This is a genomic window from Hyperthermus butylicus DSM 5456, assembly GCF_000015145.1.
Classification (GTDB): domain Archaea; phylum Thermoproteota; class Thermoprotei_A; order Sulfolobales; family Pyrodictiaceae; genus Hyperthermus; species Hyperthermus butylicus.
The window spans coordinates 1,319,699-1,346,110 of record NC_008818.1 but is presented as its reverse complement, the minus strand read 5'-3'; the positions used below and the strand labels follow the sequence as shown (position 1 = coordinate 1,346,110).

At 55.3% G+C, this 26,412-nt stretch carries 34 protein-coding genes, 2 tRNA genes and 1 pseudogene; 22 read left to right on the top strand and 15 right to left on the bottom strand.

What is annotated here, in order from left to right:
* The first annotated feature begins 16 nt into the window (after window positions 1–16).
* The 10 genes and pseudogenes from HBUT_RS07085 (at window position 17) to HBUT_RS10055 (ending at window position 6,156) form a co-directional block, all read left to right on the top strand.
* The gene (locus HBUT_RS07085; protein WP_011822500.1) at window positions 17–568 is read left to right on the top strand and encodes a thioredoxin domain-containing protein; all 552 of its coding nucleotides are present in this window, start codon (window positions 17–19) and stop codon (window positions 566–568) included.
* A gap of 12 nt (window positions 569–580) precedes the next feature.
* Window positions 581–1,234: a hypothetical protein gene (locus tag HBUT_RS07080; RefSeq protein WP_011822499.1), complete on the top strand. Its 654-nt coding sequence runs from the start codon at window positions 581–583 to the stop codon at window positions 1,232–1,234.
* A 67-nt stretch (window positions 1,235–1,301) separates the two neighbouring features.
* Window positions 1,302–1,520: a zinc finger domain-containing protein gene (locus HBUT_RS07075; protein WP_011822498.1), complete on the top strand. Its 219-nt coding sequence runs from the start codon at window positions 1,302–1,304 to the stop codon at window positions 1,518–1,520.
* Window positions 1,521–1,574: 54 nt separating this feature from the next.
* Window positions 1,575–2,378 (top strand): tRNA (adenine-N1)-methyltransferase, encoded by an 804-nt coding sequence (locus HBUT_RS07070; RefSeq protein ID WP_011822497.1) that lies wholly within the window; start codon window positions 1,575–1,577, stop codon window positions 2,376–2,378.
* Window positions 2,379–2,416: 38 nt separating this feature from the next.
* Window positions 2,417–2,504: transfer RNA gene (locus HBUT_RS07065), tRNA-Leu, on the top strand.
* Window positions 2,505–2,801: 297 nt separating this feature from the next.
* Window positions 2,802–3,317: a hypothetical protein gene (locus HBUT_RS07060; RefSeq protein ID WP_011822496.1), complete on the top strand. Its 516-nt coding sequence runs from the start codon at window positions 2,802–2,804 to the stop codon at window positions 3,315–3,317.
* A gap of 244 nt (window positions 3,318–3,561) precedes the next feature.
* A complete protein-coding gene (locus HBUT_RS07055; RefSeq protein WP_153801415.1) occupies window positions 3,562–4,428 on the top strand; it encodes a hypothetical protein in 867 nt (288 codons plus the stop codon).
* Window positions 4,429–4,660: 232 nt separating this feature from the next.
* Window positions 4,661–5,413, top strand: a pseudogene (locus HBUT_RS10105) (nucleotidyltransferase family protein).
* Window positions 5,414–5,813: 400 nt separating this feature from the next.
* Window positions 5,814–6,035, top strand: coding sequence for a type II toxin-antitoxin system VapB family antitoxin (gene vapB / locus HBUT_RS07045; RefSeq protein ID WP_228546807.1), 222 nt, complete (start codon window positions 5,814–5,816; stop codon window positions 6,033–6,035).
* On the top strand, window positions 6,022–6,156 hold the full coding sequence (locus HBUT_RS10055; RefSeq protein WP_048061867.1) for a PIN domain-containing protein: 135 nt from the start codon (window positions 6,022–6,024) through the stop codon (window positions 6,154–6,156). Before vapB (HBUT_RS07045) ends, HBUT_RS10055 begins: the two co-directional genes overlap by 14 nt.
* A 211-nt stretch (window positions 6,157–6,367) precedes the next feature.
* Here the strand turns inward: HBUT_RS10055 and HBUT_RS07035 are convergent, their stop codons facing one another.
* A complete protein-coding gene (locus tag HBUT_RS07035) occupies window positions 6,368–6,790 on the bottom strand; it encodes a type II toxin-antitoxin system VapC family toxin (RefSeq protein ID WP_011822493.1) in 423 nt (140 codons plus the stop codon).
* A gap of 4 nt (window positions 6,791–6,794) precedes the next feature.
* A complete protein-coding gene (vapB, locus tag HBUT_RS07030) occupies window positions 6,795–7,025 on the bottom strand; it encodes a type II toxin-antitoxin system VapB family antitoxin (RefSeq protein WP_011822492.1) in 231 nt (76 codons plus the stop codon).
* Between the two features lie 243 nt (window positions 7,026–7,268).
* On the opposite strand from vapB (HBUT_RS07030), the gene HBUT_RS09585 reads away from it, so the two are divergent.
* The 6 genes from HBUT_RS09585 (at window position 7,269) to HBUT_RS07010 (ending at window position 10,779) form a co-directional block, all read left to right on the top strand.
* The gene (locus HBUT_RS09585; RefSeq protein ID WP_153801414.1) at window positions 7,269–7,469 is read left to right on the top strand and encodes a hypothetical protein; all 201 of its coding nucleotides are present in this window, start codon (window positions 7,269–7,271) and stop codon (window positions 7,467–7,469) included.
* A gap of 256 nt (window positions 7,470–7,725) precedes the next feature.
* On the top strand, window positions 7,726–7,980 hold the full coding sequence (locus tag HBUT_RS07025; RefSeq protein ID WP_011822491.1) for an AbrB/MazE/SpoVT family DNA-binding domain-containing protein: 255 nt from the start codon (window positions 7,726–7,728) through the stop codon (window positions 7,978–7,980).
* A complete protein-coding gene (locus tag HBUT_RS07020) occupies window positions 7,955–8,416 on the top strand; it encodes a PIN domain-containing protein (RefSeq protein WP_011822490.1) in 462 nt (153 codons plus the stop codon). The genes HBUT_RS07025 and HBUT_RS07020 overlap by 26 nt, the downstream gene beginning before the upstream one ends.
* Window positions 8,417–9,014: 598 nt before the next feature.
* Window positions 9,015–9,161 carry a hypothetical protein gene (locus HBUT_RS09580; protein ID WP_153801413.1) on the top strand — a complete coding sequence of 49 codons (147 nt, stop codon included), beginning with the start codon at window positions 9,015–9,017 and terminating at the stop codon, window positions 9,159–9,161.
* 265 nt (window positions 9,162–9,426) lie between these two features.
* Window positions 9,427–10,317 (top strand): hypothetical protein, encoded by an 891-nt coding sequence (locus tag HBUT_RS07015; RefSeq protein ID WP_153801412.1) that lies wholly within the window; start codon window positions 9,427–9,429, stop codon window positions 10,315–10,317.
* Between the two features lie 75 nt (window positions 10,318–10,392).
* Window positions 10,393–10,779, top strand: a complete 387-nt coding sequence (locus tag HBUT_RS07010; RefSeq protein ID WP_153801411.1) for a hypothetical protein — start codon at window positions 10,393–10,395, stop codon at window positions 10,777–10,779.
* A gap of 98 nt (window positions 10,780–10,877) precedes the next feature.
* Here HBUT_RS07010 and lysM read toward each other — a convergent pair whose 3' ends face one another.
* Entirely contained in the window at window positions 10,878–11,306 is a 429-nt protein-coding gene (gene lysM, locus HBUT_RS07005) for an HTH-type transcriptional regulator LysM (protein ID WP_048061866.1), read from the bottom strand.
* A gap of 425 nt (window positions 11,307–11,731) precedes the next feature.
* Here lysM and HBUT_RS07000 point away from each other — a divergent pair, with 425 nt between their 5' ends.
* From HBUT_RS07000 to HBUT_RS06985, 4 genes are all read left to right on the top strand, one after another.
* The gene (locus tag HBUT_RS07000; RefSeq protein WP_011822486.1) at window positions 11,732–11,971 is read left to right on the top strand and encodes a hypothetical protein; all 240 of its coding nucleotides are present in this window, start codon (window positions 11,732–11,734) and stop codon (window positions 11,969–11,971) included.
* A 39-nt stretch (window positions 11,972–12,010) separates the two neighbouring features.
* Entirely contained in the window at window positions 12,011–13,699 is a 1,689-nt protein-coding gene (locus tag HBUT_RS06995) for a Na+/H+ antiporter NhaC family protein (protein WP_011822485.1), read from the top strand.
* A 368-nt stretch (window positions 13,700–14,067) separates the two neighbouring features.
* Window positions 14,068–14,784 (top strand): acetate--CoA ligase family protein, encoded by a 717-nt coding sequence (locus HBUT_RS06990; RefSeq protein WP_011822484.1) that lies wholly within the window; start codon window positions 14,068–14,070, stop codon window positions 14,782–14,784.
* 2 nt (window positions 14,785–14,786) lie between these two features.
* Window positions 14,787–16,220: an acetate--CoA ligase family protein gene (locus HBUT_RS06985; protein ID WP_011822483.1), complete on the top strand. Its 1,434-nt coding sequence runs from the start codon at window positions 14,787–14,789 to the stop codon at window positions 16,218–16,220.
* 164 nt (window positions 16,221–16,384) lie between these two features.
* Here HBUT_RS06985 and menA read toward each other — a convergent pair whose 3' ends face one another.
* Entirely contained in the window at window positions 16,385–17,284 is a 900-nt protein-coding gene (gene menA, locus HBUT_RS06980) for a 1,4-dihydroxy-2-naphthoate octaprenyltransferase (RefSeq protein ID WP_011822482.1), read from the bottom strand.
* A gap of 46 nt (window positions 17,285–17,330) precedes the next feature.
* Window positions 17,331–17,954, bottom strand: coding sequence for a CPBP family glutamic-type intramembrane protease (locus HBUT_RS06975; RefSeq protein WP_011822481.1), 624 nt, complete (start codon window positions 17,952–17,954; stop codon window positions 17,331–17,333).
* Between the two features lie 305 nt (window positions 17,955–18,259).
* Here HBUT_RS06975 and HBUT_RS06970 point away from each other — a divergent pair, with 305 nt between their 5' ends.
* On the top strand, window positions 18,260–18,730 hold the full coding sequence (locus HBUT_RS06970; RefSeq protein WP_011822480.1) for a hypothetical protein: 471 nt from the start codon (window positions 18,260–18,262) through the stop codon (window positions 18,728–18,730).
* Between the two features lie 56 nt (window positions 18,731–18,786).
* Window positions 18,787–19,542 (top strand): metallophosphoesterase family protein, encoded by a 756-nt coding sequence (locus HBUT_RS06965; RefSeq protein WP_011822479.1) that lies wholly within the window; start codon window positions 18,787–18,789, stop codon window positions 19,540–19,542.
* Window positions 19,543–19,769: 227 nt separating this feature from the next.
* Here the strand turns inward: HBUT_RS06965 and HBUT_RS06960 are convergent.
* From HBUT_RS06960 to HBUT_RS06915, 10 genes are all read right to left on the bottom strand, one after another.
* Window positions 19,770–19,857 (bottom strand) — tRNA-Ser (locus HBUT_RS06960).
* Window positions 19,858–19,920: 63 nt separating this feature from the next.
* A complete protein-coding gene (locus HBUT_RS06955; RefSeq protein WP_011822478.1) occupies window positions 19,921–20,517 on the bottom strand; it encodes a class I SAM-dependent methyltransferase in 597 nt (198 codons plus the stop codon).
* Between the two features lie 40 nt (window positions 20,518–20,557).
* On the bottom strand, window positions 20,558–21,598 hold the full coding sequence (locus HBUT_RS06950; RefSeq protein WP_083756361.1) for an RNA-guided pseudouridylation complex pseudouridine synthase subunit Cbf5: 1,041 nt from the start codon (window positions 21,596–21,598) through the stop codon (window positions 20,558–20,560).
* A gap of 81 nt (window positions 21,599–21,679) precedes the next feature.
* Window positions 21,680–21,976, bottom strand: a complete 297-nt coding sequence (locus HBUT_RS06945) for a 50S ribosomal protein L14e (protein WP_011822476.1) — start codon at window positions 21,974–21,976, stop codon at window positions 21,680–21,682.
* Window positions 21,977–22,042: 66 nt separating this feature from the next.
* Entirely contained in the window at window positions 22,043–22,657 is a 615-nt protein-coding gene (gene cmk, locus HBUT_RS06940) for a (d)CMP kinase (protein WP_420804951.1), read from the bottom strand.
* Between the two features lie 84 nt (window positions 22,658–22,741).
* Window positions 22,742–23,062, bottom strand: coding sequence for a 50S ribosomal protein L34e (locus HBUT_RS06935; RefSeq protein ID WP_011822474.1), 321 nt, complete (start codon window positions 23,060–23,062; stop codon window positions 22,742–22,744).
* An 8-nt stretch (window positions 23,063–23,070) separates the two neighbouring features.
* Window positions 23,071–23,571, bottom strand: coding sequence for a hypothetical protein (locus HBUT_RS06930; protein ID WP_011822473.1), 501 nt, complete (start codon window positions 23,569–23,571; stop codon window positions 23,071–23,073).
* A gap of 29 nt (window positions 23,572–23,600) precedes the next feature.
* Complete coding sequence (locus HBUT_RS06925; protein ID WP_011822472.1) at window positions 23,601–24,218, bottom strand: adenylate kinase; 618 nt, start codon at window positions 24,216–24,218, stop codon at window positions 23,601–23,603.
* A 114-nt stretch (window positions 24,219–24,332) separates the two neighbouring features.
* Window positions 24,333–25,727: a preprotein translocase subunit SecY gene (gene secY / locus HBUT_RS06920; protein ID WP_011822471.1), complete on the bottom strand. Its 1,395-nt coding sequence runs from the start codon at window positions 25,725–25,727 to the stop codon at window positions 24,333–24,335.
* A 223-nt stretch (window positions 25,728–25,950) separates the two neighbouring features.
* Window positions 25,951–26,406 carry an uL15 family ribosomal protein gene (locus HBUT_RS06915; protein ID WP_011822470.1) on the bottom strand — a complete coding sequence of 152 codons (456 nt, stop codon included), beginning with the start codon at window positions 26,404–26,406 and terminating at the stop codon, window positions 25,951–25,953.
* Between the last annotated feature and the right edge of the window lie 6 nt (window positions 26,407–26,412).

The following is a 26,412-nucleotide window of genomic DNA, read 5'->3' as shown; positions in this document are numbered from 1 at the left end:
TGCGGGGCAGTCCGCCGTGAAGCCCTTATATCTGCTCATACTGGCTGCGCTCATAGGTGCAGCTATAGGCTTCGCTGTGGTGCTGTATAACAGTCATAGCTGGGAGAGTGACATGAGTGGAGCATCGTCGGAGGCTAGCTCTCCTCCAAACATATCGATACCTGAGGGGAGATACGTTGTCATTCTAGGCTCCCTGGGCTGCCCCCACTGCCGTGCGCTCAAGGCGTTCTTCGAGGATAAGCTTCCGGGTGTAGCACTCTTCTGCAGCATTGATGCACGGGACTCCACCTGTGCCAGGGCGTTTGCCTCGCTTGTAACAGCGCGTATCACGATGGGTGTGCCTACGAGCGTTGTCTGCGATAACTCATCGAGACGGGTTGTAGCGATAGTGCTCGGCGAGTACGGCGACGTTGCGGGGTGGAGGCAGCTGCTAAACCTAAGCCCGGCGCAGAGGATACCAGTCTATACCGGCAGCAGTATTGTGGGCTATGTGGAGCCGCGTGACCATACCGAGTTCTACAAGCTGCTATGCCTGGATACGCTGCAGGACGCGGAGAGGCTGGGTTGAGAGGGGGATGCTTTGGGGCTCCTATGGCAGCTCGTGGCGCTGGCCGCTGCGGACAGTGTTAATCCCTGCACATTCTACATCTTTGCCACCCTGCTTCTAGCACTCTCCCTCCGCGCAACAAGACGCAGTGTGGCGATTGCTGCAGTCTCATTCATAGCTGGCGTCTATGTGGGCTACCTGATACTGGGCTTGGGCCTCGCTACCGCGGGAACTATGGTGCCGCGCACCGTATTCCTCGCAATAGCTCTGGGCTATGCAGGCATAACAGTTGCTAATTCTGTTAGCGAGCTGGCTCGCGGGAAGCCGGTTACGCCGAAGCCAGCGAGGCTCCTAGGCCCCAAAGCTGTTGGAGTTGCGGGGGCAGCTGCATCGCTTGTTCTCGGTTTTACTCTCGCGCTAACACTACTACCCTGTAGCGGGGGGCCACTGGTAGCGTTCATCTACATAGCAGGCGAGCACGGCTATGCGAGCCCCCTAAAGCTCGTACCACTACTCATGCTGTACAACACCATCTTTGTAGCACCCCTCGTGAGTATCGCCATAGTCTTCGTTTTAACTGGGAAGGTGATAGCGTCAAGGCTTCAGGGCAAGAGGATGAGCATAGCATCGCTTGCTTCAGGAATATTACTAGCAGCGATAGCCGTCTATGCTGCGCTAGCTAGCTAGCCCCGGCAACACTGTTAAAAGCCTAGACCACGCTCCTCCACGCCCAGCCTGGGGGTGTTGGGAGATCGTGGCGCTCGAGCTAGAGGTGCCGAGGAGGCAGCCAAGCATAGTTGACGCCACAAAGCTCCCGATGTGTGCAAGCTGTGGCCGCCCCATAACTCCCTGGGAGAAGGGCGTAGCTTTCGTCTGCCCCAACTGTGGCGAGGTAGTCATCTGGCGCTGCGCGCGCTGCAGGAAAATGGGCGTAGTGTACCGCTGCCCGAAGTGCGGCTTCGAGGGTCCATGAGCGTAGCCGTCTAGCCCTATTCTCGCCTCCTCGCCAGTGTAGGGAGTGCGTGTTTTGAGTGGCGAGTGCTGCCGCGACATAGTCTGTGAGGGCTGCCCCGTCCTCCTTGTAATCGATGAGAGGAGGCGCTTCATCTTCCGTGTCCGGCGCGGCGCTAGGCTCGGCAGCGACCGTGGAGTACTACGCCACGACGACGTGATAGGCCTCCCCTACGGGTCGAGGGTGAGGCTCTCCACCGGCGTCGAGGCCGTGGTTCTCCAGCCACGCCTTGTCGACTATATGGAGCGGGGGCTTGAGAGGCGGAGCCAGGTCATATACCCGAAGGATCACGGCCTCATAGTGATGCTGCTGGATCTCAGGCCCGGCATGAGGGTCCTGGAGGTCGGCGTGGGGAGCGGCTATACCACGGCTGTCCTGGCATCGATAGTGGGGCCCGAGGGCCACGTCTACAGCTACGAGATAAGAGGGGACATGGCTGAGACGGCTCGCCGCAACCTAGAGAGGCTGGGCCTGCTCGACCGCGTAACGATACGGGTCCGCGACGCGAGGCAGGGGATAGACGAGAGAGACCTGGACGCCGCTGTCGTGGACATGCCCGACCCCTGGAGCATCCTGGAGCACCTACACAAAGCGCTGCGCCCAGGCGCTGGAGCAGTCTTCTTCATGCCTGCAGCGAACCAGGTGGCGAGACTTCTACAGGCGCTGGAGCTGAGCGGGGCCTGGACCGAGACCAGGGTCTACGAGGTACTGTTGCGCGAGTACGAGGCCAGGAGCGACGCGCTACGCCCCAGGACGACGATGATAGCCCACACGGGCTACATACTATACACGCGGAAGCTCCAAGCGCAGCAAACCTAAAACCACACCCACACATATGATATGTAGACTACATGGCTGCGGGGGTGCCCGAGCCAGGTCGAAGGGGGCGGGCTCAAGACCCGCTGGCGTAGGCCGGCGTGGGTTCAAATCCCACCCCCCGCACCACCCCCTCCTTAATCACCTCACGGCAGGACAAGGCTTACCGTCTTAGCCTACTACAGCTATGGGGCAGCAAACTGTCACACTGACAGATTACGTGAAGTAATGCCAGCTATCATTTACCTACCTATAACAACAATATAGCAACTAGGTACTATCCTAAAGACAATCTCTAACCATTACAACCATAACTATATAAATCAAAACACTATCCGATTGGGGTAAAAATTTAAAATAGAAACTGTTACAGGGTCTCTTGGTGAAGGGGATGCCTCGGCACCCACATGGGAAAAAATCTTAGCATTGATTCCAGTACTTCTAATAATACCAATAGCTGCATTTACAATTTACAGCTATGGCTACAGTCCCTTGCCAGGTCTAAGCCTTGACTTGAAACTATATGCTAATCAGAATGGTAACCTTGTAGATAGGACTTCAATCCTGGAGAAAGATAATGTTATTGTGGTTCTATTAGTTGAAGCAGTTGCTCCACACAACTATCCGGAAGACCTACCAGTAGTCTACAAGGGTGCCTTTAAGGGCAAGGGGTTAATCTACATACCAGCTAAGAAACTCAAGCCTATAGCGAAGGCGTGGGTTGAATATCACAGGGCGAGAGGAATAGAAAAGCTAGACAAAGCATATGCGGGCCTAATATTACATATCCTCGTAGTTGATAGGGCCCAGAAAAAGGTACTATATCATGTGCTCGACTCAATATCCTATAAGCCTATCGATGTATTAGCAGGCAAGTCGCTCAAGTACAGCCTTCAAACTTCAAATAGTAAACGTTACTGGCAAGGCAGCAAAGATAGCTGAGGTTAAGGTCGAGGGAATAAGAGGTATAACGAGGCCACCACTAGCCAAGAAAATATCGATTGATGATGGCCCGCAGTTCCAGTCATATGAACCAGAACGTAGCTATTGTGTAACAGTAACGTATGACCCGATAACAAGTGGTATTGAAGAGTATTGTTACCATGCAATACTATACGTAAGTCCAGAGGATCTTAAAGAAGAGCTTCCAGCCGATGACTATATATACTTTGATGGCAAGGTCTACGTGAAAACTCCAGTACTAGTAGCATTAAATAAGTACAGTTATAGTGGAACGGTAACTGTTAGCATAAACACGTACTATACTGATTCATCTATCTCAGTTTATCCGACATTTAGCGTTGGCGATAACATACTCTCGCAGATTCTTGACGGGCAGTGGCCCTCAGCTACGCTGTGGAAAGGTAGTGGTCGTTCATGGGGTGGTGACACCTACCGCTATGTATGTAGCACGTATGTGGCGCCCGAGGAAGCAGCATGGTGTTGGATGTGGGCCAGGCCATTCTATGTTGTCTACAACGTCACATACTGCTTTATGGCTGCTTGCGAAGATGCTGGCGAAGAATATATGGCAGTTATAACTAACGTTAAGAGTGATGGCTTATACATCAGCGGGAGTGTTGGTTTCGGGCTTCCTCCAGAGACGATAATGAATGCCCTTCTAAGCGGAACAGAGAGCAACATTGTCTTTATTAGTAATACTCCTCTAGCAGACGGAGACCTTGATCCCGGAGAATTTGTAGACCTTAGAGATATATTTAGAAGCTATGATACCTGTGGCGCCGATTTCGAGATAGGGATACCTATAGGTGCTATGCTAGCGGTCCCTGCATGTGCTGCACTAGGTTTACCTACAGGAGGTGCTGCATGTGCGGCATTAACAGCATTCATGTCATCATTTGCTGTCACAATTTCAGCTGAAAGTCCATCAGTAACTGTTTACGGAAACATTGGAAACCTAGGCGATACACCTAGCATCGAGAACGACGTAAATGTCTTCGAATATGTTTACATGGCTGAGAGCAGGTACAAGTATGTCTACGGAGATTGCGAGTACAATGTACCTGTTGGCATGGTAATAGAATTCCGTTAGCAATATAGGAATTTTCACATATACCATGTACCGATTCATTTTTCTTCACAAGCGGGAAGGATGAGAGGCTATTAGGGCGTGACTGTCAATGAGCTGAGTAAAAACACTAGAGTAACAGTTCGTGCTCTCTGGATAGTGGTGAGTGTGTTCTGGCGAGTGTTGTTGCGGCTGTTCTGGCTGGTGGTGAGGGTAAACGGCTCCGTCCCTATACCGAGCTGATTCCCAAGCCTATGTGCTTGTGGGTTCTGAGGAGCGGCCCCTGCTGGAGCACATTGTGGCGTGGCTCGCCAGGCACGGCCTCCACGACATAGTGTTGCTCGTCGGTTACAAGTGGAGGCAGATAGTTAACTACTTCCGCGACGGCAGCCAGTGGGGTGTAAGGATACGGTATAGCAGGGACGAGGAGGGCTACACCAATACTGGCGGCGCCCTATTGAACGCCCGGCGCAAGGGCCTGCTGGACGCTGATACTGTGCTGGTATGGTAGGGCGACATACTCGCCCCGGTAGACGTCGGGGACCTCCTCAGAAAGCACAGCGGGTGGGGAGCTGATACAACCCTGGTCCTCGCCGACCGGTACCAGGTGCCTGTGGGCGTAGCGGAGGTGGACATGGAGGGCAACGTGACACTGCTCGAGGAGAAGCCCTGGCTCCCCATCAAGGTGACAATAGGCGTCCTAGCCCTAAACCCCAGGGTTCTAGACGTGGCGGGGCAGGTGCTAGGCACAGGCTTCGACATAATGGGCGACCTGGTTCCCTGGATGTTACGGCAGGGCATGCGGGTGAAGGCCTACCTCTACCGGGGCCCGTGGTATGATGTGGGCAGCCTGGAGAGGTACAACAAGCTAGACTTCAGCAAGATCAAGGACTTCCTATACAGCGAAGCACAACTAGAAAACGAAGCTAGAAATCATCCATCACGCGAAGCTACACGCAATGCTACACTAGGCACAGTCACAGCACCCGAACCATGCTGCGACAGCTAGGATTCCACCATTCACGCCCAATATCTTCTGATCTCTAGGGTAGTCTATACCCAGGATAAATACTGGGAGAGACGAGGACTAGCCTCCACGACCCCTACGGCTACAGCCTCCCCAGAGATATGAGGAAGCGCCCTGTATACCTCCCCTAGCTATCACTCCAAGCCCTCATTAGAGAACACGAAGATACTTAGAAGCAGAGCCGGCGACGCAGTAGCGAAGCCTTCTAGACAGCGCATCAGAACACCGTATCCTTCCTCGCTTGTTAAGCCCGTGCAAGCCCGTCCATACATTGCACGTTTTGGCCGCTGTATAGAAAGGAATGGGTAATTGCACCGTAGACGTAAGGCTTTTCGGTACTGTATACGCTGATCCCGTACCTGGTGTCTACCTTTTGAGTGTTGTGCTGAGTATACGTATACCTAGGAAGCTGAAGGAGGAAATGGATAAGCTTAAAGACGCTGTTGACTGGCCATCGGAGATCAGGGCTTTTATCGAGGAGAGAGTCCGCATGTACCGGAGGATCAGGGCCCTCAGCGAGATTGACCGCATCCTAGAGGAGCTCCCGGAAACGCCTAGGGGTCTAGCTGCTAGGCTGGTGAGGGAGGACCGTGAACGTCATTGACGCTTCCTCACTTGCAAATTATGTTCTCAAAGAGGATAACTGGATTGAGGTTAGGAGGAGCCTCGAAAAGGAGACAGTATCCGTAGACCACGTGTTAAAGGAGGTAGCCAATGCCATCTAGAAGAGAGCTGTAGTACTGGATCTCGAGACCGCATACACAGTCGGCCTCGCAGAGGCACCGGCGGAGTTGGAGAAGTTCAGAGAGGGCCTCGGGGAAAGTTGGCCTATCGTAGACACGGGTAGTCCAGGTTAACTCGACTCTATGCACCTAGGGTGTTTCCACAGTCATGCCGTCGTACTGTTTCGCCAGCGTTTAAATAGTCAACATGCTTCTATGGCGTGTAGACGATTTTGAGGCCCTTGGCTTCTAGGGTTTCCCGGAGCTTTTGATCGAAGCCCGCCAGCTTAGCCCCGGTCTTTAGTGCTAGTGCCACGAAGAGCGAATCGTACACTGTTATCTGGTATTCTGCAGCTGCGTCGAGGGCCTCGTCTAGCAGCTCGGTGGGCTCGTAGATCCTGGTTACGCTGGCTGTGATCAGGGGTACTATAGCTTTCCTTAGCTCCCTGTAGCTGTCCTCCGGTATCCTCCTGAGCAGGTACGTGTGCTTCCAGAGAGTGTTAGCCACCTCTACGTATGCGGTAGCCACTGTTACCAGCTCGTACTTACCGTGCTTCATGATGAAACTGCGCGCCCTCTCGTAGTACTCATCCCGGACTAGTATGCTGGCATAGACTGAGGAGTCTACAACGAACACAGTACTACCGCCCTATCTCCCGATACTCTCTTATAGTCTTCCAGGCAGGCTCGCCCCCCTGCTCCACAGTGTCCAGGACACGGTCTATCCTGTCCAGCAGCTGCCGGAGCTCCTCCTCCCGAATCCGCTCCTCGATAAACTTCTCAATCTCCGCTCTCCAGTCCACATGGCTAAACTGCTTCATCTTCTCCCGAAGCTCCCTCCGTATCCTTATGCTGAGAGTCACCGTAGACACGCGGTTCAGCCCAAGACACGTATACAACACTATATACTAAAAGGCTTGTGGACACACCAGGCAGTCGCAGCCAGCACAGTCCCCCGGGCAGCCTACACAATAGTCAGGCCCGACCCCCTAAACGCTCCTGGATGGGCCGGTTAGAGGAGACTGTGGGTCGAAGTATGCTAGGAGGAGCAGGAAGACACTCACAAACCTAGCAGCTTCCACTATGAAGGGCAGAGGGGTGTGTCCCCCGGGGTCTTGGCGGGGTGCCGGGCTTACCCGCTACATGTAATGCTTGTATTCGAGCCATATGCTGGTGGGGGTGGCTGCTGCACGGTATCCAGCTATCTCTCCCTGAACGGCCTCAACCTACCCAGTGGCCCCAAGATAGGCGATGAGGAGGTGGTATATGTTGCAGAGACCCTCAAGAGGATACATAGAGAGCTAAGCTGGGCCTGAACATGGATTGTCTTAGGGGGCTTACTGGAGGATTGAGGGTTGGTCGTGGATAGGATGTGTGATCGTGAGGATAGGCTCATAGCAGTTGTCTTTGACCTCCGGGGATGCCGATAAGGCGCCTGGTGGCACATACATGTACGTGTTTGCTCTGGGCGGCTGGGGTTCGTGTGGGTGTTCTGAGTCATACTGGGGGTTCTGGTGTCCGGGGAGGGTTTTTACCGTCTAGGACGGCTTGTTCTGTCCTGGGTGGCTTTGGTTGGGTCTGGTTGCTAAAGCGCGTGTTGGTAGGAAGAACATGCTCTACATACCTAAGAGCATAGCTGAGGCTGTCGGTATAAGGGAGGGTGTTGTCGTGAGGTTAAGGGTGAGGGGTGGCAAGGTGATCATGGAGGTTATACCTGACCCCTTTGAGCTGGCGCTGAGGGGCCCTAAGTTTGCCAGGACGAGCTTCGAGGAGTTTGAAAGGGAGTCCGAGGAGGTGCAAGATGAGCTCTTCGGGGGAGAGGATTAGAATACTATTGGACACGACGTATCTGCTACCGATAGTGGGGATAGACGTGGAGGGGGTGGAGGAGGCGCTGAGGGTGCTGGAGAGGCTGTATAGGCTGGGGAGGGCTGAGATCTACTATACGCCGTTCAACATACTCGAGATAGTGGGTAAGCTCTCGAAAACAAGCTATGACAGGAAGAGGGTGAGGCTCGGACTAGCATCTATCAGGGAGACGTTTAGGGTAACCCACCCCACGGTAACAGGGTACCTGAGGGCGCTGGAGCTACGCAGGAAGGGGTTCAAAGACCTCATAGACCTCCTCCTCTATGAGACTTCTAGGACGCGGAGACTGGGCTTCCTAACGAGAGACCTGAGCCTTATAAGATTCCTGGAGGAGGTGGGAGAAGACACAGCCAACATAATCTACGAGGAGGATTTCATTCGGAAACGCGGCTAGCTAGAACACGCACATGCTGTATGCTACATGGAACCGCCGGAGCACAGCCGGGAAAGCCTCATACCGGCTCGCCTAGGAGCGGCAACTGTATAGAATCCAGCTACCTCCCAGAGACGGGCTTCAGCCTGGCGCTCCGGGCAGGACATGAGAATAGCCATGGCGTGCAGGCATAGCGCCGGGTTCCTGGAGGACAGTGTGGTTCTCGAGGTTAAGGAGGGCCCATACCCGGGGCCAGAAGAGGACAAGGTATGGATCTAGGCCTGAACCCTAATACCATCTCCATCGTCGATTACGCCCCATGACCGTACGCTGGATCTCCCGTTTCAAGTCTGGCATCCACGCAAGGTAACCATGATACATGGTCTCGGGAAGACCGCAATTGTGGTTGATGGGCTAGCTTTTATGGTGCTGGGCAGGAATTTTGTTGGCTTCCCTGACTCTAGTAGGGAATATGACAATAATGTCAATTAGCGTCTGCATTGTGGTGGGCAGGGCGTGTTCTTTAAGTCCGTCTATGAGGAGCTTGCATGGGTTTATCTCCGGCTGAACGGGTTCCTCCAGACAACAAATTACGTTGTTGAGCGGGCTGGGCAGTGATGTGGGTGCCAGGGATGCCAGGGCTAGAGAGCTTGTAGCGTGCCTAGAGAGGGTTCATGAGATGCTGGTGGAGATCGAGCGGAGGCTCCGTGAGAAAACACGTAGTGCAAGCCACTCAAACTACTATAGAAGTATCGACATAACATAGAGTAGTGGAGCTTCAAGTGCCTCCGCGTTGTCTCTGGAGAGACTCGATGCTGGTTTGCCTGGGCGGGGAAATAGACTACCCTTTTGGTTTCTGCTGACTCACTGTCGCCTGGTGGTGATCCCTCTTTTGTTGCTGTGTAGGCTGTGCTATTAGGTGTCTCTGCGTCTTTAGCGGTAGGGGGTATGGGTTCGTGGGGGTTTCCCGGAGGGGTTTCGTGGGAGTACATGTGGGGCTTGGGGGCCTCGGTTTGCTGGAGCTGGGGGCTGTGCTGGGTGTTGCAGCTGTCTTCCTCTGGGTGTATGTCTGGCTTATGACTGGGTCGGGTATGCTTCCGGGGATAGATGGGCCTTACTATGCTGCCCAGGTGCTGAGTATAGATAGGTATGGTGTGCTTAGACATCCTGATCCTCTCCTGGTCTTCTATGTCATGTACTTCTTCTACGTGCTCCTGGGTGATCTGTTTAGGGCTGTGGCTGTGGGTGCGTCGGTGCTCTTGGTGTTGGCGTCAGTGCTTGTCTCCCTCTTTGTGCGGGGGATGACGGCGTCTGGCTTGGCGGGTTTGGCGGCGATGATTGTGTTTCTTGCTCCGCCGTTTGAGCTGAGGCTTATTGGGGATTTTCTGAAGAATGCTGCTGGTCTTGTGTGGGTGGCTGCGCTCCTCCTAGTATCGTACATGGCTCTGCGTGGGGGAGGGCGGAGGAGCCGGCTGCGCTTCTTCGTGGCCTCTCTCGCCGTCTTTGTTGGGGGTGGTCTGACGCACATACTGGACTATGGGTTTATGCTTGTCCTGGTGTTTGCGCTCTTTCTGCTGCAGCTAGTGTTCGACCGTGGAAACATCTTCTATGAGGGGGTTGTGGCGGCTGTGCTCAGCCTGGCGTTGTTCTACGCGTTCCCGGGGCTCCAGGGGGGAGACCTGTTCAAGGCTATGGGGTTTGTCGAGGAGGCTTTTGCGTCCTTTGATGCTGCCCCGGGACCTGTGGGCCCGCAGCCCGGCGTGCCTGCAGCTGCGCCGCTGCTGCCGCGTATCCTTGTGTCTCTGAACCTGCTGTCCATAGTGCTCCTGTTTGCTGAGGGGCTCCTGTCTGGGAGCCGGGAGGCGAGGTACGTCCTGGCAGCGCTTGCCCTGGCTCTGGCTCTCCTCGTGCTCCCCGTGTGAAGCGGGCAGGTCTGGAGTAGGCTTCAGCTGATAGGGGGCATACCTCTCGCCACCGCGTTGGGCTTGATTGTCGGCGTGCTGAAGGATGCTAGGCACCGGCCGATCGTGGCTCTTGCACTTGTAGGCCTCGTAGCGTCCTTCGGGCTGCTGGTCGCCCAGACTATTAGGCCGAGCATTCCACCCCAGGCATACGCCGAGCTAAAGGAGGCTGTAGCAACGCTCGACGAGAGCCTGGGCCACAGCAACTACTGCCTCGTGGCGCGGGACGTCAGGGTGCTGTACTGGCTTGAAACCATAACTGACGAGGTGCACCGCCACCCGTCCGAGTGTACCAGCCGGATAGTCTTCATAGACGTCCTCAAGACTCCTCCCAGGGGCTCCGAGCTGGTCTACCGGGGGAGATACGTTACTGCGTGGACCCCGGCGAAGCTGCACCCGGCCCCTCCACCGGCCGGGCATTGAGGCGGCCCGGTGCCGCGACGCGGTGTTGCCGGGCCTAGCGCCGTGCTCCTACACCGTGCTGGCCCTGCCCTGCATCCCGGGGGCTCCCGGGCGCCGTTCTAGTAGCTGCGCAGGACTATCATAGTGTATGTTCCCACTACGCCCTTTATGCTGCGGATATAGTCTATAATCTCGTTGATGTCCTTGGTTGACCGTGCACGGGCTATGACGACTATGTCGTACTCGCCGGTTACCTCGTAGACCCGGTCCACGTGCGAGTGCTCCATGATCTTTCTCGAGACCTCCGGCGCCTGGATGGGAGGCTGGGTCCTAACGAGCACCAGCGCTATAACCTCGTCGGGCAGGTCGTACTCCAGGGTGAACCGCTTTATTACGCCGAGCTTCCTGAGCCTCGCAATCCTCTTACGCACAGCAGACTCGGAGATGCCGAGCTCCTCGGCGAGCCTGGAGTAGGGCGCCCTGGCGTCGCGGCGGAGCAGCTCGAGCAGCCTATAGTCCTTCTCGTCTAGGCGCAGCGGCTTCTCCATGCTACCGCTAGGGGACACGTACGGACGCACCCCACACACGCCCTATAACCATGCCACGGTTCCCAGAGGGCCTAACGGGCTCACCTAGCCCGCCACCGCCAACAGCTACTCTGCCCACCCCCTCCCCAGCCATCAGTATTTTCCCGTTCATCCCGTAGCCCGCCCTCGCTGCAAACAGCCCTGCCAAGCCACGCTACACATGGGGGCCCGGCCGGTGCGTATGCTTGAAACAGCATGCTCTGCCAAGCGTACGCGCCGGGTCTCAGCCTAAAACGTTAGGCCTAAACACGTGTACGAATTCACGGCAGAGCCGAGCATTGTCAACGCACCACTCCTCTATGGCAAACTGTTTAAACCGCGTACAGAATGGGGGCCGGCTCGCAGATGCAAGAGAAAAAGCCCGTCGGATCGAGGCTGAACAAGCCATGCACACACCCGGGTACCCGATACCTGGTAGCCCCGTCGAGGCGCTCGGCGACACAATGCCAACAGTCTACAAGCCAAAAGCTACAGCGGCAAGACCGGGGGCGGGCGATGCATTAAGCACCCTGCCACGCCTTGCGCACGCCGTAATAGACCTGCGTATACCGCCAAACACCGACGCAGAGGCCCTCGTCGGGGAGCTAGAGGGCAACCCGCCAACAGACAAGCTGACCGGCCCATGACGCTGCCCTGCCTATGAAGTGCACGGTGGTGAGGCCGGCATGGCCGACTTTGGCCCCCTCTCGCTCCTCCCGCCCCTCCTAGCAATAATCCTGGCTATAGTGACGAGGCAGGTACTCCTAGCACTCTTTGCAGGCATCTGGGTAGGAGCCTTCATGCTAGCTCTAGCCGGCGCAGCGGGCCCTGCCGGCTATGCTGTGTCGGTTTTCAGGGCTACCTCACAGAGCCTTGCATGGATAATCGAGAATGCGACCGATAGCTGGAATGCGACAATACTGGTTTTCAACTTCGTAATCGGAGCCTTCGTCGGTATACTCTACGTTTCCGGCGCGCTACACTCGGTGGCAGCCGCCCTTACGAGGAAGGTGAGGAGTGCACGGCAAGCAAGCCTGCTGGCATACATACTGGGCTGGACGATATTCTTCGACGACTACACCAACACGGTCGTCGTAGGCAACACGGTAAGGCCGCTGACTGACAGTCTGAGGGTGAGCAGGGAACTACTAAGCTACATCGTGGATTCCACGGCCGCGCCCGTAGCAGGACTACTAATCATATCGACATGGATAGGCTACGAGGTCGGCCTAATCAGGGACTCCTTCACAACTCTGGCTGAAGAGGCGGGGAAGGGAGTCCTACCCTACGCGCCAGACCCCGCCAACGCCATGTATGCATGGATAATGTCTGTACCCTACCGCTTCTACAGCATACTAGCACTCACCCTAGTCCTCATAGTCATACTGACAAGGAGACACTATGGCCCAATGCTAGAGGCGGAGCACAGGGCGGTGAAGACGGGCAAAGTGCTACGCGATGGCGCACAGCCGCTAATGCCTACAGAAACCGTGCTAGGAGAGCCGTCCCAGAAGCAGGCACCGCCATGGATATTCCCGCTCTCAATACTCGCACTCGTAGCTGCGACACTAGTGGGAATGTGGCTGACAGGAGCAGACGATCCCAGCAAGTGGTGGGAGACAGACTTCGCCACGGCACTAATGAATGCTGATGCCGCGACAGCACTACTCTGGGGCAGCTTTGCAGGCTACATTGCTGCAGCAGCACTGATACTAGCAACGGGCACACTATCACTGTCAAGGCTCATGGAGTACACTGTGCGTGGCATGTACCTAATGGTACTCGCCAACACCATACTGCTCCTAGCATGGAGCTTGAAATCGGCCGCAGATGCCGTGGGGACAGCAGACTACATAGTATCGACGGTGGCGGCGGCAGGAGTACATCCCTTCCTCATACCACCACTGATATTCGCAGCATCAGCATTCATATCCTTCACGACGGGGACGAGCTGGGGCACCTTCGCGATAATGATGCCCATAGCAATACCGTTAGCGTGGAAGCTGGCCATACAGCACGGCCTAGACCCAGCCACGACGGAGCTAGTAACCTATGCTGCGATAGCAAGCGTCTTCGCGGGAGGAGTATTTGGGGACCACTGCTCACCCATAAGCGACACGACGATAATGTCCTCGATGTTCACCGGCGCGGACCACATAGACCACGTGAACACACAGATACCCTACGCGCTAACCACCGCCGCCGTATCGCTCGTGCTGTACACCCTCTTCGCGGCAGGTATAACGCATCCAGCGATACTACTGCCAATCGGAGTAATCCTCCTCGCAGCACTACACAGACTGCTGAATATAAGCTATGCTAAGAGAAGGGGACTACCACCCGTAGTACCAAACTATGTACTGCAGGAAGTATGATACATATTGTATTGAAGCCCTTCCTTCTAGGCCTAACCCTGTTTTTCAATCCAGCAATACCCCCTTCCATTCGAATAGCGTATGCATGCATAGCCGTGCTAGGCGGGGCGCGCTACTCTGGGAACGGCTTAGCAGTGTTCTTTCCTCCTTGGAGTTGTGGCTCTGCTGATTACACCTAGTTGGGTATTGATGGTCTGGATGGGGGTGATGGTGACGCGCTATGCGGATAGCTTGGATGGGGTGTAAAGAACATTGTTATAGCTCTCTACAGTTCTGAGGTTAAGACGTTAGACGAACAGTGTTAGTTACAATTGTCTATTTAATACATATTTTCCCTAGGCACACTGTCAGCTCCATGAGCTGAGAACATGGGCAGTGCAAAGGATGTTCTTCGGAAGGCTCTTGAGGAGGGTAGAAAGAAGCTCTTAGAACATGAAGCGTATGCTGTTGCAGAGGCGTACGGGCTACCCGTACCCAGGTATGGACTTGCTAGGGATCCCGACGAAGCTGCTAGGCTGTCTAGAGAGATAGGGTTCCCGGTAGTTCTCAAGATAGTATCTCCGGACATAACGCACAAGAGCGATGTCGGCGGAGTTATACTTGACATAAGAAGCGAGGATGACGCTAGAAAGGCCTTCACCCAGATCATCGAGAATGTGAAGAAGCATGCACCTGAAGCTAGGATAGCTGGGGTTCTGATACAGGAAATGGTGCCATCAGACCTAGAGGTGATAGTGGGCGCTACCCGCGACCAGATCTTCGGCCCCTTGCTGATGTTCGGGCTCGGCGGCATATTCGTAGAGGTTCTGAAGGACGTGAGCTTCAGGCTAGCTCCGGTAACGCCTATCGATGCTGAGGAGATGATTAAGGAGATCAAGGCGTATAGGATACTGGAGGGATACCGCGGCAAGCCCCCCAGAGATATCGAGGCGCTGAAGGACATCATAGTCAAGACCTCGAAGCTGATGCTCGAGAACCCGGAGATACAAGATATAGACTTGAACCCCATAATGGTTTTTGAGAAGGGGAAGGGCGCCAAGATCGCAGACATAAGGATCATACTTAGAAGTGAGGAAGGTAGGTAGCCATGGCCGGGCTCGAGAAGCTATTCTACCCATCCTCGATAGCTGTGGTAGGAGCATCCAAGAACCCGCAGAAGATAGGCCACATCATACTGAAGAACTTGAAGGAGTACGGCTTCAAAGGCAGGATCTACCCAGTAAACCCAAACGCTGACGAGATCCTGGGGCTCAAAGCATACCCCTCGGTCTCCGCCATACCGGAACCAGTAGACGTCGTCGTAGTGTCAGTGCCCGCACCCAAGGTGCCCGAGGTTATAGAGGACGCTGGTAAGGCTGGAGCAAAGTTCGCCGTTATAATAGCCTCGGGCTTCAGAGAGGTGGGGAACGTAGAGCTCGAGAAGAAGGTTGTGGAGACAGCTAGGAAGTACGGGATAAGGGTTCTCGGACCAAACGTATTCGGCTACGTCTACACCCCCTCAAGGATAAACGCCACCTTCGGACCACGCGACGTGATACCGGGAGGCGTAGCCTTCATAACGCAGAGCGGCGCCCTGGGCATAGCGCTCATGGGCACCACGATCATGGAAGGAATAGGGGTCTCGGCCATTATAAGCCTGGGCAACAAGGCTGATCTAGACGATGCCGACTTCCTAGAGTTCTTCGAGAAAGACCCCAACACCAACATAGTGCTGATATACATGGAGGGTGTTAGCGACGGCCGGAAATTCGTTGAGGTAGCATCCAGGGTGACACTGAAGAAGCCCATAGTAGTCATAAAGTCGGGTAGGACCGAGGCTGGTGCAAGAGCCGCCGCTAGCCACACAGGCTCGCTTGCAGGAAACATAGCATTCTACGAAGCCGCCTTCAAGCAGAGCGGCATCCTATTCGCTAAGAGCATAGAGGAGGCTTTCGACTGGGTCAAAGCCCTCACATGGAACCCGCTGCCCGACGGCGACAGGATAGTGATCATAACGAATGGTGGCGGCGCAGGCGTACAGGCTAGCGACACCCTTGCTGACAACGGGTTCCTGCTACAGAAGCCACCACAGAGCCTTGTCGATGAGATAAGGAAGTTCGTACCTCCATTCGCATCCCTTAACAACCCCATAGACCTGACAGGCATGGCGCCAACAGAGTGGTACTACAAAGCCGTATATGCAGCCCTAAACGATCCCGGCGTGGACAGCATCGTAGTACTCTACTGCCACACAGCCATGACACACCCCGTAGAGGTGGCAGAGGCTATAATCAACGCAGTTAAGGACGCTGGAGGACTAAAGAAGCCCATGACCGTCGCACTCATAGGAGGTATAGAAGCCTATGAAGGCATAAAGAAGCTCACCGAGGCAAAGATACCAGCCTACCCAACACCCGAGAGGGCGGCTGCAGCCATCGCAACAGTGCACCGCTACGTCAAGTACAGGGAGTACGTTAAGAAGAGGCTTAGCTACCTAGAGGAGGAAAAGAGGTTAAAACGAAGCCTTTTTGTACAACACTGAAGCCTATCTCTAACCTATCCTCCGCAGAGTGAATACACGTTTACAGTCCCTGCACCAAGCTAAGCCCGCAATACACCCTGGGAATCCTTGCCGAGAGGACCCAGCTTTTGGTTCCCACCCATAACAAAATAACAAAATAGTCAGGAACATGGATAGCATCCACTCTATATAGCGTTTGCGATGGCCGACGCTAGGGTACCCAGTATGTAGGGTACACCGAATGCGACAACTAGCTTTGCTGTCCTAGGGTCAGCATCCACTGGCACCTCGCGCGACATCAGCCTAGCTAGGCTAACTGCCAGCGGGAGAGAGGCCAGCGCTACGAGCGACGCTAGGGGCACCAGCTTTGCGGTGTACAGTACGACTAGTATGATATACGGTGCAAGTATCATGGACTGGTATAGCTTGATAGCAGACCTTCTCCCAATCCTCACGGCGAGCGTGTAGGCGCCTGACTCCCTGTCATTCTCGACATCTCTGATATTGTTGGCTAGCAGGACGGCTGCCACCAGCAGGCCCAGAGGCACAGAGGCCGCAGCAGCCTCCAGGCTGAGGCTCCCCGAAGCCACGTACGCTCCTCCAACAACCATCAACGGTCCCCAGGCAATGAAGACCCCGAGCTCGCCGAGACCCCTGTACTTCAGGTTGAGCGGCGGGCCCGTGTACGAGTAGGCCAGGATGAAGCCAGCGAGCCCCAGCAGTAGGGCTAGCGGACGCCCGGCCAAGACTAGAGCCCATCCGATGCCCAGGGCTGCGAGCCCCAGAGAGGTTCCAAACACCAGCACATGCCCTGGCACCATGATGTTGGCGAATATTGGATGCGGCCTGTACACTGTCGTCCCCACACCTGGCCTATCGATACCATACCTGTAGTCGAAGTAGTCGTTCCAGACGTTGGCGGCAGCGTGCAGCAGAACAGAGCCGAGCAACGCTAGCAGCGACAGTGGCACATCGATGCTTCCCGTTAGCCAGAAACCATACGCTATACCGAAACCAACACAAACTATGGTCATTGGAAAGCTCCACGGCCTCGTTGAGATAAAAACCTCCAGGGCTCTGGGCAATATGAACCACCCAGCGAGACGAGTTTTCTACTTCCAGGAAAAATGTTTAGCCTAGCAGGAGGTTAACCGGCGCAACGAGAATGACAGCGTAGAGCCAGAGCACGTGAGTCAGCGACGATGCCGCAACCCCACAGCGGTGAGCTTCAAAGCCAAGGACCAGGCCTACAACCAGCGCGGCAGCAACCAAGACAAGGTTACCTGTAAACACGTGAACAGCCGAGTAGACCAGGCTAGATGCGAGCCAGGGCCTCCTCGTGGCCCTAGACAGCAACCCCTCCTGGAAGCCACCGCGCCAGTAGACCTCCTCCAGGAACCCTATCCATGCCAGAGCTGGTACGAGATGCAATCCCCTCCCAACCATTCCGTAGACTGCAGCTACGCCCTCCCAGAGACCAAGCAGCTTGGAGAGAACGCCTCCAGCGACAAACAACGCGTATAGCAACACCGCATAGGCCACCGAGCACACAGCCTCCCTGACCCCTATCCCTCCCAGCCTAACCCCAGGACCTATCGTGGCAGTAGCGAGACCGAGCACCCCGGTAGCAGCCACCATCGCAATCAAGAAGTGCTCCCGAAAAACAACAAACGCGAGGGGCCAAAGGATCCAGGGCAGAAACACGTAAACTACCATCCACACCCTGCGATATGTTGTCAGCTCAAAACCAGCCAAGCTGGCTCCCTCCCGGCTATCCCTCCCGTAACCATCCACGAGAAAACAAGCGTTATGAAGCTGGCCAGGGCCAAGGCCCCGGCCGAGGAGGAGGTGTCCACCCTCCCAGTGCCACCCAGCGCCACTGTCGTACCGGTCTCGGCAACGCCGCGGGTGCTCGGGCCCGTGCCTGGCGGGGACATCAAAAATCGTCTACATAGGGGGCGGGGGGCGGCGTTCACGCCTTCAGATGCGTGGAAAACGCTGACAGTTAGGGATAAATAAATATAGTAAGGGGATAGCTATGCCTAAACAGAGGTGTGTGTATGGAGGGGCTAATCGAAAGACTCAAGCAGCTAGCCGAAGCCGAGCGGAGGTATGCGGAGGAGTTGAAGAAGATAGCAGCATCCATTAAACATCCAGCCCTAGCAGCGATCTTCGAGGCCATATCGCGGGATTCGGAGAAACACAGCACACTATACGAGGCCATGGCAGAACTACTGACGAGACAAGCACTACTCATATCGGAGGAGAAACTCGAGGAGATAGCGAAGGCTGTAGAGAAGCACATCGAGACCGAATCAAAGATGCTCGAGGAGAGCCGCAAACTAATCGAACAAGTGGAAGATCCGCGGGTGAAGCTTCTGATGGCGGTGATATATGAGGAGGAGGTTGAGCACCACCGGGTACTAGCCGACCTAAGGGACAAGCTGGTAAAGCCCATGACATATACAGAGCAGGACTTCTGGGATGCTGTGTGGCGGGACAGCCCCTGGCATGGAGCGTCGGGAGGCTAAGGTGAATACCTATTTTTAACACTTGGACAATTAGCATCCGCGGTCCCGGGAGCAGCTTGAAGATCCTACTCATATCGGACATCCACGGAAACGCGGACGCCCTAAAAGCCGTGCTTGAGAACGCGCGCGGCTGGGATGCTGTATGGGTTCTCGGAGACCTTGTCGATTACGGGCCTGAGCCCCATATAGTGGTGGATATTGTTAGGGATCTAGCACCAGAGGTTATCGTTACCGGCAATCACGACTACGCGGCGGCATACGGTGTTGACTGTAGATGTGCACCAGAGATCCATGAGCTTAGCGAGTACACGAGAAAGCACATAACGTTCAAGCTGCTCTCCCGCGAGCAGATATCGTGGCTTAGGAGCCTCCCCAAGGTATACTCGGGCCAGGTGTCCAACCTCAAAGTCTACATGGCCCACGGGTCACCGAGAAACCCCCTATACGGTTATCTTAGGCCCAACCTACCCGCCGACGAGCTTAGATTAGCTCTAACCCCGAGCATGGCTGCCTTGAAGCCCCGGCCCGTCAAAGCAGACCTCGTTGTCGTTGGCCACACCCACATACCGGTCGATATGACCATAGATTGGGTGAGAATAGTTAACCCGGGTAGCGTCGGCCAGCCAAGAGACGGTGACCCGAGAGCATCATACGCCATCCTCGACGTGGAGAAAGGCTCGCTCGAGATACGCCGCGTAAAGTACGATATCAACTCAGTTCTAGCCAAGCTGAGGCAATTAGGGATCGAGGAACACTACTTTAACTGGTTGAAGAGAATACTGCTCGAAGGCAAGGCGTACAAGGAAACATAACACATAGTATAGTATAGCAGCGTTTTCCGTCCTGTTTTCGAGTCGTCAACATTTCCTATCTTATTCCTTCAAGCATTCTTCGCGACACTCGGCCTTGCGAAGTAAATGATTAATCGAAAGCACAAATCCTGTTACTACCTCTGCAAGGAGGAGCCAACGTTGTAGCATCGAGAAGATCTATGGATTTTGGATGGACGTGTAGATGGGTAGGGCTGAGAGAGGCGGTATGGCGCCGGGGGCGGGATTTGAACCCGCGCGGCCTTGTCGGCCACCGGCTCTCAAGGCCGGCCCCTTGGACCGCTCGGGCACCCCGGCGCCCAGGGGGCTGGATGGGAGCCCCTCGTAGATGTGATTTGTATCTGGAGGGTTTATAGGGTGTTAGCTGGGCTTCTCGGCATAGAGTATTGTGTAGCCCTTCTTGCGGAGGAGTACCTTCGCGTTTCCGAAGGCTTTCTGCATTAGCTCCTTTGCCTTCTCGGCTCCCTTCCTCATTACTATCTGGAGTGAGCCGCCGGGCTTTAGGTGGGCTGGCGCTTCGAGAATAAGCTTCTCTATGATCTTCATGCCCGCCGCCAGCGGGGGGTTCGATATTATCGCGTCGAAATGGTAGCCTTTTACTGGTTCGTAGAGATCCCCTTGTAGCACCTCTACGCGGTTCTCGACGCCGTTGTGTCTCGCGTTAAGCCTTGCCAGCTCTACTGCCTTGGGATTCACATCCACCATTACCACGTGGAGCCGCGGGTGTGCCTTTGCAAGTGTTATCCCTATGGCTCCGTAGCCGCAGCCCATGTCTAGCACTGTACCCTCCTCGGGGACTATGGCGTGCTCTATGAGGAGGCGTGTACCCTCATCCACTTCCCTTGGCGAGAAGACTTCGGTGGAGACGTAGAACTCTACCGTTACGCCTCGGAGGTAGTCGCTGACTAGCATTCGCGGCCCTTTACGGCTCCGTGGTCTGTAGTAGTGGGCTGCCACGGGCTGTTAGCACCCGGAGGAGAATCCTCAGGGTTTGACCCTACTTCTTTTTCTTCCAGGCGCGCGGGTAGACGCCTGGCGGCATTATGACCCTCCTTATCTTCACTGCTATGCCCTTCTTGGCCTTTGCTATCTCTTCGCTGGACATCTGGGCTACGCCTATTGCTACGAGTTCGCCCTTTAGTGTTAGTAGTGCTACGAGGTCTCCGCGCTTGATGCCCTCGTGTAGCCTAGCAATACCCGGTACCGCGAGGTTAGCACCATGCGCTATTGCGTCGACTGCCGTGTCCCTAACCACTATCTTTGGCAGGTGGCTAACTGCATACTCTATTGGGAGTATGTACTTGCGGAGGAGGTCCTCCTTGCCTTCCTGCTTCCAGCGGTAGATTGCCTCGCTTAGCTCTTGCAGCCTTACAAGCCCGTTACGCTCGCGGAATGGGCCACTCCTGGTTCTACGCAGCTCCCTCATGTGCGCGCCGACGCCGAGTATTAGGCCTATGTCGTGGCAGAGCTTTCTCATGTAGGTGCCAGCCTCGGAGAACACCCTCATGAGGGCATAGCGGCCATTATACTCCAGCAGCTCTATCTCATAGATCTTCTTCAATCTCAGGCTTCTCTTGACGCTGCTGCGCAGCGGTGGCCTCTGATAGATCTCGCCTACGAACATGTTGATTGCCCTGCGTAGCTCCTCCTCCGGGACTGGACGGTGGAGCTGCATAACACACATGTACTCTTTGCCGGTGTGGACCACTAGTCCTATAACCTTGGTACCCTCTTCAAGGGCTACAGGGAGTACACCGGTAACCTTCGGATCCAGCGTGCCGCCATGCCCGGCCTTGGATAAGCCGAACATCCTCTTGATCCATGCTACAACCTCGTGGCTCGTGGGACCCGGAGGCTTGTCTAGGGGTATAACACCCATCCTGATATGCTTCTCTATCGGCCGAGCCCACGGCGGCGTGCCGTAGTCGGGGCTTGTATCTTCTTCAACCTTCACTATCCAGCTGCGCTGCAGCCCGGCAAACTTGTCAAGACTCTCTATGAATTCTAGCCCCTTTCTAGTAAGCTCGCTGGACAACATGCCCACCCGATACTAGCCGGGCCGAAAAGAACCAGGTATAGTATCTGGGGCCGGGGATATGACCTGCTTGGCAGTATGGTGCTAGAGGAGGCCAGGCTTCAGCTCTATGCGGACCCTCTCCCTCATAAAGTCGAGGAGCCCAGCCTCTTCCAGCGCCTTCTTTACCTCCTCGTCGCTAGCGCCCGGCTGTATGTTGATCTTCTCGGGGAGCACTTCTATGTGGTTAATGTTTGCTCTCCGCCTCTTCACTCCCGATACGTCCTTCGGGCCTGTTATGAGGACAAAGTTGTCGTCTATTATCTCGACTATTACACACTTCCTCCCGGCCTCACGGCCCCTGGTCTTTACGCAGAGCCTACCAACCTCTATGGCTGGCATAGTCCTCCCCCGTCTCCCCAGGTTTGCCGGCAAGGGCTACAGCTGAGACCTTGCTTTAAGCCTTACCTACAGCCTGCTACACGCCTCCAGCTGGTACCCCTTGGCTGCGAGGATGTTGCACACAGTCCTCCTTATTATGGAGTAGGCGTCATCTATTAAGAGGTACTCTGTGTCTAGTACAAGGTTGAATATTGAAAGGTTTGAGATGTCTATACCGTACATTACTAGGAAGCGTTGCTGATGCATAAACTCTCTGATAACAGTCTCCCTGTAGACCTCCTCGAAGTTCCTCCCCTCACGCTCAGCTATCCTCTTCACCCTAACATCTAGCGGCGCCGTAACATAGATCCTCACATCAGCTACGCCCCTCAGAACCCAGGCGACTAAGTGGCCCTCTATCACGACATTGCCTCTACAGCCTATTTCGAGCGTCCGCATGTCTATCTCAAGGTCTATCCGGGGATCGTTAGCCGCAATACGGTTCATCTCCTCCAGGCTAACCCCACGCTCTCTGGCAAGCTCCCGGAAGATACGCCCCGCCGAATAGTACTCCAAGCCTAGATCCTCAGCTAGCCGGCGCGCATACGTGGTTTTACCGCTGCCCGGCGGCCCACTAACAGCTATCGTTGGACCCTTCTTCGGGCTGCTACAGTCTGGAGGGAGTAGCGGCTGTAGACGCAGGACTGCCACCCAGGTGTAGAGTAGGCCCCGACACGGGCTAGGGGTAAAGAAGGCTGGAGTACCAGCGGGGAGAACAGTGGAAAGCTAGGACTGCCCAGCAGCCACGCTCCGTCTTAGCTGCTCTAGCTGTGCTAGCACCTGGCTGCGAATACTCTTCTTCAGCAGCTTCTCCAGGCACTCAGCACAGAGCACACCACCATACATGCGCTCAGGCCTCTTCGCCGTCTTCGGCAGCTTCCTTAGCTCTACAGGCCTCAGCCTGGGCACACCGTTTAGCGGCCTACCACAGATCGCGCAGCGCGCCGGCCCAGGCCTCCTCTTCTCGTAGTGTATCTTTGTCTCGCCACCGGGTGTCCTAACGTAGACGCGGCGGAGCGACCTTGTTCTCTGGTGCGGCCTGGGCATCTACAGCTTCACCCCGCTCTTATCCGGCTCCACAGCCGGGCTTTCTTAAACATTAGCACCGCTATAAGATCGTCCTGGACTAGCGGCAGGCCAACAAGGAATGAAAGTACCGCTATGTGGCCGGTAGTCGTCACACAAGCACCCTCGTAGGTGAACGAGAAGAATGGTATACAGTACTCCACTGGCACGGCTACGCCACGTACAAGGAACACTACCGAGAACAGCACGTACACCGGGATGAGCATGAGTACGCGGTACAGCGTAAACCTCCTAACACTACCGGAGAGCGTGTATGCCCTCGCTCTGATCTTGCCGAGTTTACGCCTATCCTTCTTCCCCCCAATACTCCGGGTTATACGGCGGTGCTCCTCAACCAGGATCTCCAGCTCCGCCCTCGCACGGAAGAACCACTTGCCAGCAATACGGTAGAACATGTACTCTGTGAGCGCTAAGCCCGCCAGCACGAGTAAAACGATGTAGAGCTCGTAGAGTAGTAGTGTGAGGGCCAAACCCTCCCCTCCACCGAGGCTCGTGTGGTCTAACGGAGCTTCTCTATTAGCTCCACTATCTTCTCAGCAGCTATGTCCGGGTTGCCCTCAACATTCTCGACCGGGTAGACGCTGGCTGCTACGAGAACAGCACTAGCCATAGCTGCCTTCCTAGCCATCTCTAGTAGTTCCCTAACAGTCTCGACGCTAGCTACATCGCTCCTAACCCTGCTCTTATCCCTCTGCTGCCGCGCAACAATAATCTCTGGAGGAGCCTCTATGAGCACTATTGAGTCGGGCTTGAGCTCCCTAACCACGTTCTCGGGGAGCCCCGGCCAGAACCCGGTCGAGGTACGTATGACCGCATGCGTGTCTACCAGCAGCACCCCGTCACCGCCTAGCTTGGAGGATGCATCAGCTATTATGGCGCGAGCCGCACTCTCCTGCAGCTCGAGCTGCCTTCTCAGTGGTAGATGCCTCATCTCATCCCTATGCCTTACAAGCCCCGCCGCCGATGCCTCCCGAAACATGTAATCGCCAAAGTTTACAATCTCGAACCGTACACCCTTGCTGCGAAGCTTCTCTGCAACCCTGCCCAGGACCGTTGTCTTACCCACACCAGGCACGCCGGTGACAATCACTGTTATGAAGGGGTTTCGGAGAACCATAGCCCTACACCCAGAGCGCCGGGCATGGGTGTATTGGGCTCCAGTTTCCCGGGCAAGCAGGGCCGGAGGAGCTGGGCTCATAAAAACCTGAGCCCAGGAAGGGGAGGAGCTGCGTCAGCGGCCTAGTAGCCTCTGTAGCGTTGGGTACATCTCTAGCGTACGCTCGTATACCAGGGCCTGGTAGAAGTTGTAGATTATACCTACGAGTAGTACTAGGCCCGAGCCTGTGCCGTAGGCGCCGAACACGTCTGCTAGTATGGCCATCGTTGTTACTAGCAGTGAGCTTATCACTGTTAGCGGGTAGATGTAGCGTGCTAGTATGCGCTCAAGCAGCTTGACATTCTTGCGTATACCGGGGAGCTCCATGCCAGATTTTATCAGGTTTTCTGCCTGCTGCCTCGGACTGAGGCCTGCTATCTCAACCCAGATAAAGCCGAAGAGAAGGCCTAGTGCTAGCCATGCCAGGGCGAAGGTTAGTGTTCGTAGCGGGTCAGCAACCGCCGCTAAGAGGCCACGAGGTGGGCTCACATAGTTGTATAGTACATCCATGCCCCTCACTAGGGGGTTGTCGGCGCCGAGTAAGCTAGCTATTACGATCTCGAATACCTTGATGTCTGAGACTGCTATGGCTACGAATAGTATAGGGATGTTTGTCACGTAGATGAAGTTTAGCGGTATCCTAGTCTTTATGCTGCCATACCTCGGGCTGGTGACCGGTATGTAGACCCTCATAAGCTGGAAGTATATCAGCACCATTATGATCGCTATTGTCGCCAGGAACCCAACCATGTCTGGCATGCCGCGCCTCAGCACGCCGAGGTCGCCGGTTGAGACCACGTGGGCTAGCCAACCATAGTATACTGGCTGTCCCTCCGGCGTAGCAACCTTGGTTGACCCTGCCAGCTGCCAGAACAATCCCTTAACCACGCTAGCCACAATGAACAGGCTGAGCGCCGAGCCTATACCCCAGCCGTTGCGGATCATTTCGTCGAACCACATTAGTACTAGTGTTGCAAAGACTAACTGTAACACAACAATTATCTTCACCGCTGTTGATATTGGCGGACACACCTCCGGGCTACTAGCAAAGGCTGATATCCAGAACCGGCACCCGATTACATAAGCTGCCGCTTCGAGCAGCGCGAAGAGCAGCGCTAGGGTGCGCTGGGCACCCATGAATATCTTACGGTCCCTAGGCTTGGTTAGGTCTAGCTCTATCAGCTTGCCGCCAACCAGCACCTCTAGCACGATGCCAGCAGTTACTATGGGGCCTATACCAAGCGTCATCAACGTACCAATATTCATGCCTAGAAGCATCGACATTAGAGTTGCCTGGGTAGCCTGCCCATACCCGTAAACGCCCACTAGTGGTATCTCGCTCATGATAAGGTAGAGTAGCACCACGAGACCAGTCCACATAAGCCTCGTTGGTAGTGTTGGCCTCCTAGCAGGCTTGGCAGCCGCCGGTATATACCGCGAAACCTCAGCCAAAACCTCCAAGACGCCCATAAGCCTAGCCCGCGCGCTAGCAGTGAAGTAGCCAGTATATAGACCCTACTCATACAGCCAAACAGTAGCACAAGCACATCAACCAGGCCTAAGGAGAGGAAAGGCCCGGCAAGCTTGGGCAGAAGAACCAGAAGAGGCCCCCGGCATAGGGCAAAGCTGGTTCAAGATGTGCGAACACACGTGTAGAGCAGAAAGGAGGAGCTGCAGGACTCGAGAAACAGCGTTACCCTTGCTGCTTGAGTATTACTACTTCGCCGCCAGCCTCCTCTATCTTCTTGACAGCACGTTCCGTCGCTGCGGGTACTATGACCTTTACTGGCCTTGTTATCTTGCCGCGTCCTAGCAGCTTCGCGTAGCCTAGCTCTGCAAGGTTCACCACTATCTTACCCTCCTCCTGCTTGGCAACACCTTCCCTTAGCCATGCATCAAGCTTCTCAGCCAGCTCTCCAACGTTTATCTCTGACGCCTTGAGCTCGTATATCTGTGGCCTGTTGAAGCCATGCTTGCCGAACCATGTTGGAGCGTACTTTACTACCCAGGTCCACATGTGCTTGTGCATGCCGGCAGCGCCAAAGCCTCCCCTGCTACCGCTACCCCTATGCTGACCTATACGACCCCAGCCCATCGTCCTGGTTCTGCCTCTTAGGTGGCGACTCTTTTTCCTCCTACGCACAACCATGAATCA

Excerpts from the sequence above, each read along its gene's own strand:
- HBUT_RS06995 (WP_011822485.1), top strand. The coding sequence starts at position 12,011 with ATGGCCGACTTTGGCCCCCTCTCGCTCCTCCCGCCCCTCCTAGCAATA.
- HBUT_RS06925 (WP_011822472.1), bottom strand. The coding sequence starts at position 24,218 with ATGGTTCTCCGAAACCCCTTCATAACAGTGATTGTCACCGGCGTGCCT.
- HBUT_RS06935 (WP_011822474.1), bottom strand. The coding sequence starts at position 23,062 with ATGCCCAGGCCGCACCAGAGAACAAGGTCGCTCCGCCGCGTCTACGTT.
- lysM (WP_048061866.1), bottom strand. The coding sequence starts at position 11,306 with ATGGAGAAGCCGCTGCGCCTAGACGAGAAGGACTATAGGCTGCTCGAG.
- HBUT_RS06985 (WP_011822483.1), top strand. The coding sequence starts at position 14,787 with ATGGCCGGGCTCGAGAAGCTATTCTACCCATCCTCGATAGCTGTGGTA.
- HBUT_RS06990 (WP_011822484.1), top strand. The coding sequence starts at position 14,068 with ATGGGCAGTGCAAAGGATGTTCTTCGGAAGGCTCTTGAGGAGGGTAGA.
- HBUT_RS07020 (WP_011822490.1), top strand. The coding sequence starts at position 7,955 with ATGAGCTCTTCGGGGGAGAGGATTAGAATACTATTGGACACGACGTAT.
- HBUT_RS06945 (WP_011822476.1), bottom strand. The coding sequence starts at position 21,976 with ATGCCAGCCATAGAGGTTGGTAGGCTCTGCGTAAAGACCAGGGGCCGT.
- HBUT_RS06950 (WP_083756361.1), bottom strand. The coding sequence starts at position 21,598 with ATGTTGTCCAGCGAGCTTACTAGAAAGGGGCTAGAATTCATAGAGAGT.
- HBUT_RS06915 (WP_011822470.1), bottom strand. The coding sequence starts at position 26,406 with ATGGTTGTGCGTAGGAGGAAAAAGAGTCGCCACCTAAGAGGCAGAACC.
- secY (WP_011822471.1), bottom strand. The coding sequence starts at position 25,727 with ATGGGCGTCTTGGAGGTTTTGGCTGAGGTTTCGCGGTATATACCGGCG.
- HBUT_RS06970 (WP_011822480.1), top strand. The coding sequence starts at position 18,260 with ATGGAGGGGCTAATCGAAAGACTCAAGCAGCTAGCCGAAGCCGAGCGG.
- HBUT_RS07000 (WP_011822486.1), top strand. The coding sequence starts at position 11,732 with ATGCACACACCCGGGTACCCGATACCTGGTAGCCCCGTCGAGGCGCTC.